We start from the raw sequence: 6,632 nt of genomic DNA on the forward strand, positions 1-6,632 counted from the left end.
CCCGCCGCGATGCGCGAGGGCCGGACGGATCCAGAGGAAACCCAGATGAAACGCACCCTTCGCGCCGCCGCCCCCGCCCTGGCCGTCGCCGCCGCGCTCTCCGCGCTCGCCGGCGCGCCCCGGGCCGCGGCGGAGGAGCTGATCTACGGCACCCATGTGCCGTCGTCCCATGTCACCGCCGACAAGGCCGTGATCCCCTTCGCCGAAGCGGTGAAGGCGCAGACCGACGGCGACGTGACCATCCAGATCCAGTGGGGCGGCGCGGTGGCCAAGGAAGGCGCCATCCCCGGCGCGATCCGCGACGGGCTGATCGACATGGGCTTTCTCGCCGACGTCTACGCCGCCGCCGACCTGCCCAATTCGAACCTCTTCACCTCCATCGTCATGGGCGGCGTCGACAACCGGGTGATGACCGGCGTCGCCTCCGAGATCCGGCTGATCGGCTGCGAGGGCTGCGCCGAGGAGCTCGACGAATTCGACGCCTTCCTGCTGTCGGCCTCGGCCCTGCCGCCGCAGTACCTGATGTGCCGCGAGCCCATCGCCACGCTCGCCGACCTCAAGGGCCGCAAGGTCCGCGCCACCGGCCCGCTCGCCCGGCTGATGGCCAAATGGGGCGCCACCCCCGTCGCCCTGCCGACCTCCGACGCCTACGAGTCGCTGGAGCGCGGCCAGGTCGACTGCACCACCGGCATCGAGACCTTCATGAAGGACTACTCCTGGTGGGACTCGGCCAAATACGTGGTGGACCTGCCGCTCGGCACCTATCATGGCGTGCTGACGCTGATGTCGAAGAGCAAGTTCGATGACCTCTCCGACACCGCCAAGCAGGCGATCCTAGACCTTCAGCCCAAGCTGACCGCCGACAGCGCCTTCGCCTATTACGATGAGACCAAAACCGTGCGCGCCGAGGCCGAGACCGGGCATGGCGTGACCTATGTGACCGCCGGTCAGGATTTCCTCGACGCAAAGGCCGATTTCGCCGCCGGCGAAGTGCCCGAGGCCATCGCCAACGGCGACAAGCGCGGCGCCGCGGATTCCGCCGGCAAGGCCAAGCGCATGGCCGAGCTGACCGAGAAGTGGACCGCCATCGTCGCCGAGACCGGCGAGGACAAGGCCGCCTTCGAAGCCGCGCTCGACCGCGAGATCTACTCGAAGCTCGACCGCTGAACCCCTCCGCGCGGCCCGGCCTCGCCATCCGCACGCCGCGCGCGATCCGCGCCGCCTTCGGCCTCGCCGCCTCGGCCCTCGCGATGGGGGCCGCGACCGGCGCCCAGGCGACCGAGCTGGTCTACGGCACCCACGTCCCCTCGACCCATTCCACCGCCGACACGGTGATCGTGCCCTGGATCGACGCGGTCAAGCAGGCCACCGGCGGCGATTACGAGATCACCATGCAATGGGGCGGCGCGGTCGCCAAGAACGCCGCCATCCCCGGCGCGATCAAGGACGGGCTGATCGACATGGGCCTGATGCCCGACGTCTATTCCCCGGCCGAATTCCCCAGCTCGGTGGTCATCACTTCCATCGCGCTGCCCGGCGAGGACATCCGGGTGATGACCGGCGTCGCCTCCGAGGCGCGGCTGCTGAACTGCCCGTCCTGCGTCGAGGAATTCGCCGAGACCGACACGGTGCTGATCTCGTCCAGCGCCATCGCGCCCCAGTATCTGATGTGCGTCGAGCCGGTTAAGACCCTCGCCGATCTCGCCGGCAAGAAGGTTCGCGCCAGCGGCGCGCCGGCCCGCGTGATGGCGGCGCTCGGCGCCACCCCCGTCGCCCTCCAGTTCACCGACGCCTACGAGGCGCTGGAGCGCGGCCAGGTCGACTGCACCACCGGGGTGGAGACCTTCCTGAAGGACTACAACTGGTGGGACAGCGCCAAATACGTGCTCGATCTGCCGCTGGGCACCTATCACGGCGTGCTGATCCTCATGAACAAGGCCAAGTACGAGGACATGCCGGCTGAGGACCGCAAGGGCTTCGACGGCACGCTCGCGAAGATGACCGCCGACTACGCCTTCGTCTATGCGGACGAGACCGAGGCGGCCCGCGCCATGGCCCAGGCCGATCACGGGGTGACGTATCTCGAGCCCGGTCAGGACATTCTCGACGCCATCGAGAAGATCAAGGTCGAGGAGATCGAGACCGCCATCGCCACCGGCGAGAAGCGCGGGGCCGAGGATCCCGAGCGGCTCGCCGACGTTACGCTGAGCCTGATCGACAAGTGGACCGCCATCGTGGCCGAAACCGGCGACGACCGCGCGGCCTTCGCCGCGGCGCTGCAGCGCGAGGTCTACGACAAGCTCGACCGCTGAGCGGCGACCGCCTCGTCCGGCGGCGGTGATCGTTCCCGCGCCGCCGCCGGTCGCGAGATCCCGTCCAGGCCTTCTGACGAGGTCCCGGATGGTTCGCAGGCCAGGACGCACGGGGGGCCCTGCTCCTGTGGACCCCCGTCCCGGTCTGCGAACCGCACCGCCCGCCTCGCGGACCTTCCCGCGGGCGTCATCGCAGGACCGACCGATGCCCCAGACCCTTGGCGCCCGGACCGGGCTCCTCTCCCCCTATCGCGTGCTCGACCTGACCGACCATCGCGGCGCGCTCGCCGGGCGGATCTTCGCCCAGCTCGGCGCCGACGTGGTGCAGGTGGAGCCCGCCAGCGGCATCGACGCCCGCCGCATGGGCCCCTTCGCGCCCGACGGCCGCTCGATGACCTGGGCGGCGCTGGGGGCGGGCAAGCGCTCGCTGGTGCTGGACCCGGAGCGGAGCGCGCATCGCGAGTTGTTGCGCGACCTCGTGGCCCGCGCCGATTTCGTGCTGGAATCGCGTGCGCCGGGCGAACCCGCCTGGCTGGGGCCGGAGGTGATCGAGGCCGCCAATCCCGCCGCCATCCATGTCCGCATCACCCCCTTCGGGCTGACCGGACCCAAGGCCGCGCATCCCGCCACCGACCTGACGCTCTGGGCCGCAGGCGGGCCGCTGGCCCCGACCGCGGTCGACGGGAACCCGCCGGTGCGCATGTCGGTCCCCCAGGCCTGGGCCCATGCCGCGGCCGACGCGGTCGGCGGCGCGCTGGTGGCGCATTTCGCGCGGCTCGCGTCAGGCGCCGGGCAGGAGGTGGAGGTGTCGGCGCTCCGCTCCGCCACCCAATGCACGCTCTCGGCCAGCCTCGCGCCGGCCATCGGCCACAAGGGGTTCGCCTTGCGCCCCAGCTTCGCGGCCCCGGGGTCCGCCCGGCGCGGGCCGCTGATCTCCAAATGGCAGGGCCGCGACGGGCTCCTGGAAATGCCCTTCGCGATGGGGCCGGCGACGGGGACGTTCACGAACAACTTCTTCGCGCTGATGCGCGAACGCGGCGCCCTGTCGGAGCGGTTCTTCGACTGGGATTTTCGGGTTCTTCACACGCGGCTGCTCGTCGGCGAGATCCCCGATGAGGCGCTGGAGACCCTGCAGGCCGAAACCGCGGCCTTCCTCCGCGGCGTCGGCGGGACCGAGGCCGTCGACCTCGCCATCGCCCGCAAGCTGCTGCTCGCCCCCATCGCCACGGTGCGCGATCTGGTGGAGAGCCCGCATCTCGCCGCCCGCGATTTCTTCGAGACCTGCGAGGATGGCGAGGGTCGCCGCACCCTCCTCCCCGGTCCGCTCGCCCGGACCGAGGCCCCGGCCTTCGCGCCCCTTCGCCCCGCGCCGCAGATCGGCGAGCATTCGGAGGCGGCGCTCAACGACTGGCTCGGCGGTCCGGATCCGGAGCGTGCGCCGACCCGGCCGGCGCCGGAGGGCGGCGCGCTGGCGGGGCTGAAAGTGCTCGACCTCGCCTGGGTGGTGGCGGGGCCGATGGTGGGGCGGAACCTCTCGGATCATGGCGCGACCGTGCTGCGGGTCGAAAGCTCCCGCCGGATCGAGGCGGGGCGCAATTCGGGTCCCTACAAGGACGGCGTCTACGATCCGGCGCTGTCGGCGCTCTTCCAGAACTGCAATGCGGGCAAGCGGGGGCTCTGCCTCGACCTCACGCAGGAGGCGGGGCGCGACGTGGTGCGCGACCTGGTCGCCTGGGCCGACGTGGTGGTGGAAAGCTTCGCGCCGGGGCGGATGGAGGCCTGGGGACTGGGCTACGAGACCCTGCGCGCGATCAACCCCGGGATCATCCTGCTGAGTTCCTCGCTGATGGGCCAGACCGGCCCTTGGGCGAAGCTGGCGGGCTTCGGCAATGTCGGGGCCGCGATGTCCGGCGCCCAGGCGCTGGCCGGGGTGCGGGGGCGGATGCCGGTGGGCCCGTCCGGCCCCTACACCGATTTCGTCGGGCCGCGTTATGGGTTGGCGCTGGTGCTCGCCGCGCTGGACTGGCGCCGGCGGACGGGGCAGGGCTGCGCGCTCGACCTCTCGCAGGGCGAGGCGGGGATCCATTTCCTCGCGCCCGCCATCGCCGACTACGCCGCCTCGGGCCGGGTGGCGGAGGCCGACGGCTGCCGCGACCCCGAGATGGCCCCGCACGGCGTCTTCCCCTGCGCCCCCGATCCGGCCGGAGACCCGGACGGCGCGCCGCGCTGGCTGGCGCTGGCGGTGCGCGACGACGCCGACTGGGCGCGGCTGACCGCCGCCATCGGGCGCGAGGACTGGGCAGGGGACCCCGCGCTCGCCACCCTCGCGGGCCGCAAGGCCGCCGAAGCGGCGCTGGAGGCGGGCGTCGCCGCATGGACCGCCGCGCGAACCGTCGAGGACGCCGAGGCCGCGCTGGTCGCCGCCGGCCTGCCGGCGCATCGGGTGGCGAGCTACGACGACCTCTGGGCCGACAAGCAGCTTTCCCATGACGGCCACTGGCTGAACCTGCCCCATCCCCTCGCCGGCGAGACCTGGGTGGAGGCCTGCCGATTCCGTCTCTCCGCCACCCCCGGCGCCCCGCCGCGCTGCGCCCCGACTTTCGGGCGGGACCGCGACTGGGCGCTGGCCGAAACGCTGGGCTACGACGTCGCGCGGATCGCGGCGCTGGAGGCCGGCGGGACCCTCGCATAGCCCCTCCCATCCTCCGGAACCGCTGCGGGTCGCGCAGTCGTAAGCCTTCCTTTGTGTCCGACAAACCGCTTTACCGACGCTCTTTAAGTGCGTAATTAAGGGGAAGCCGAGGCCGACAAGACATCGACCGACCCCACGCGACACGTCGCCGGGGCAACGATGCGGGACCGGAGCCAGAGGGGCGAGACAGCCCCCGCAGGGAGGAATGGATGATCGACGTCGCCGCGATGAGCACGCTGGGCGCGTTGGCGCGCGCCAACGCCCGCCGCAAACCCGATGGCCTCGCCACCCGGTTCGAGGGGCGCGAGGCGACCTTCGCCGAATTCGACGCGCAGGGCGACCGCGTGGCCCGTGCGCTCGAGGCCGACGGCGCGAAGACCGTCGCCTATCTCGGCAAGAATTCCGACCTCGCCTTCCAGCTGTTCCTCGGCTGCGCGCGGGCCGGCGTGGTGTTCGGCCCGATCAACTGGCGCCTCGCCCCGCCCGAGATCGCCCAGATCGTTTCCGGCTTCGGCGCCGACCTGCTCTTCGTCGGGCCCGAATTCGTCGACGCGGTCGAGACCATCCGCCTCGCCCTCCCCCCCGAAACCCGCCTCCTGACCATGGAGGGCGGCCGCGCCGGCTGGCCCGATTTTTCGGTGTGGCGCGATGCGCAGCCCGCCGATTTCCCCGATGATCGTGTGAGCCCGGACGACGTGGCGCTGGTGCTCTTCACCTCCGGCACCACCGGCCTGCCCAAGGGCGCGATGCTCACCCATGCCAATCTGCTGGGCCAGCGGGTGGCGGCGGACGGCCATGGCCTCGCCTACGACGCGTGGCGCGACGACGAGATCAGCCTCGTCGCCATGCCCTTCGCCCATATCGGGGGAATCGGCTGGTGGGTGCTCGGCTTCGCCAACTGCGCCCCCTCGATCATCGCCCGCGAATTCCGCCCCGACCAGGTGCTCGATTTCATCCGCGACGATGGCGTCAGCCGCATGTTCATCGTGCCCGCCGCCCTGCAGATCGTGGTGCGCGATCCCCGCGCGGCCGAGACCGATTTTTCGCGGATGCGCTACATCTCCTATGGCGCGGCGCCGATGCCGCTGCCGCTGCTGCAGGAGGCGATGCGCGTCACCGGCTCCCAGTTCATCCAGTGCTACGGGATGACCGAGACCACCGGCACCATCTGCCAGTTGCCGCCCGAGGATCATCCGCCCGAAGGCAGCCCGCGCATGCGGTCGGCCGGGATCGCGATGCCGGGGGCCGAGATCCGGGTGATCGACGCCGAGGGGAACCCCCTGCCGGTGGGCGAGATCGGCGAGATCGCCGTGCGCTCGGGCAACAACATGGCCGGCTACTGGAAGAACCCCGAGGCCACCGAGAAGGCCCGGCTGCCCGACGGCTGGCTGCGCTCGGGCGACGCCGGCTACATGGACGCGGACGGCTATCTTTATATTCACGACCGCATCAAGGACATGATCGTGTCGGGGGGCGAGAACGTCTACCCGGCCGAGGTGGAAAGCGCGCTCTACGCCCATCCGGACGTCGGCGAGGCCGCGGTGATCGGCGTGCCGGACGAGAAATGGGGCGAGGCCGTCAAGGCCATCGTCACCCCCAAGGCGGGGCGCAAGGTCGACCCGGACGAG

General features: G+C 71.5%; 4 protein-coding genes. All 4 read left to right on the top strand.

What is annotated here, in order from left to right:
* Nucleotides 1-45 precede the first annotated feature (45 nt).
* Nucleotides 46-1,167 carry a C4-dicarboxylate TRAP transporter substrate-binding protein gene (locus ACTB72_RS01605; protein WP_463035227.1) on the top strand — a complete coding sequence of 374 codons (1,122 nt, stop codon included), beginning with the start codon at nt 46-48 and terminating at the stop codon, nt 1,165-1,167.
* A gap of 83 nt (nt 1,168-1,250) precedes the next feature.
* On the top strand, nt 1,251-2,312 hold the full coding sequence (locus tag ACTB72_RS01610) for a C4-dicarboxylate TRAP transporter substrate-binding protein (RefSeq protein WP_463035228.1): 1,062 nt from the start codon (nt 1,251-1,253) through the stop codon (nt 2,310-2,312).
* A gap of 205 nt (nt 2,313-2,517) precedes the next feature.
* Complete coding sequence (locus tag ACTB72_RS01615; RefSeq protein WP_463035229.1) at nt 2,518-5,004, top strand: CaiB/BaiF CoA-transferase family protein; 2,487 nt, start codon at nt 2,518-2,520, stop codon at nt 5,002-5,004.
* 209 nt (nt 5,005-5,213) lie between these two features.
* Nucleotides 5,214-6,632, top strand: a 1,419-nt coding sequence (locus tag ACTB72_RS01620) for a long-chain-fatty-acid--CoA ligase (protein WP_463035230.1), incomplete at its 3' end; no start/stop codon positions are given.

It is taken from the genome of Albimonas sp. (assembly GCF_055129145.1).

What these genes read in the sequence shown, in the direction of transcription:
- ACTB72_RS01610 (WP_463035228.1), top strand. Translation starts at nt 1,251, where the DNA reads ATGGGGGCCGCGACCGGCGCCCAGGCGACCGAGCTGGTCTACGGCACC.
- ACTB72_RS01605 (WP_463035227.1), top strand. Translation starts at nt 46, where the DNA reads ATGAAACGCACCCTTCGCGCCGCCGCCCCCGCCCTGGCCGTCGCCGCC.
- ACTB72_RS01615 (WP_463035229.1), top strand. Translation starts at nt 2,518, where the DNA reads ATGCCCCAGACCCTTGGCGCCCGGACCGGGCTCCTCTCCCCCTATCGC.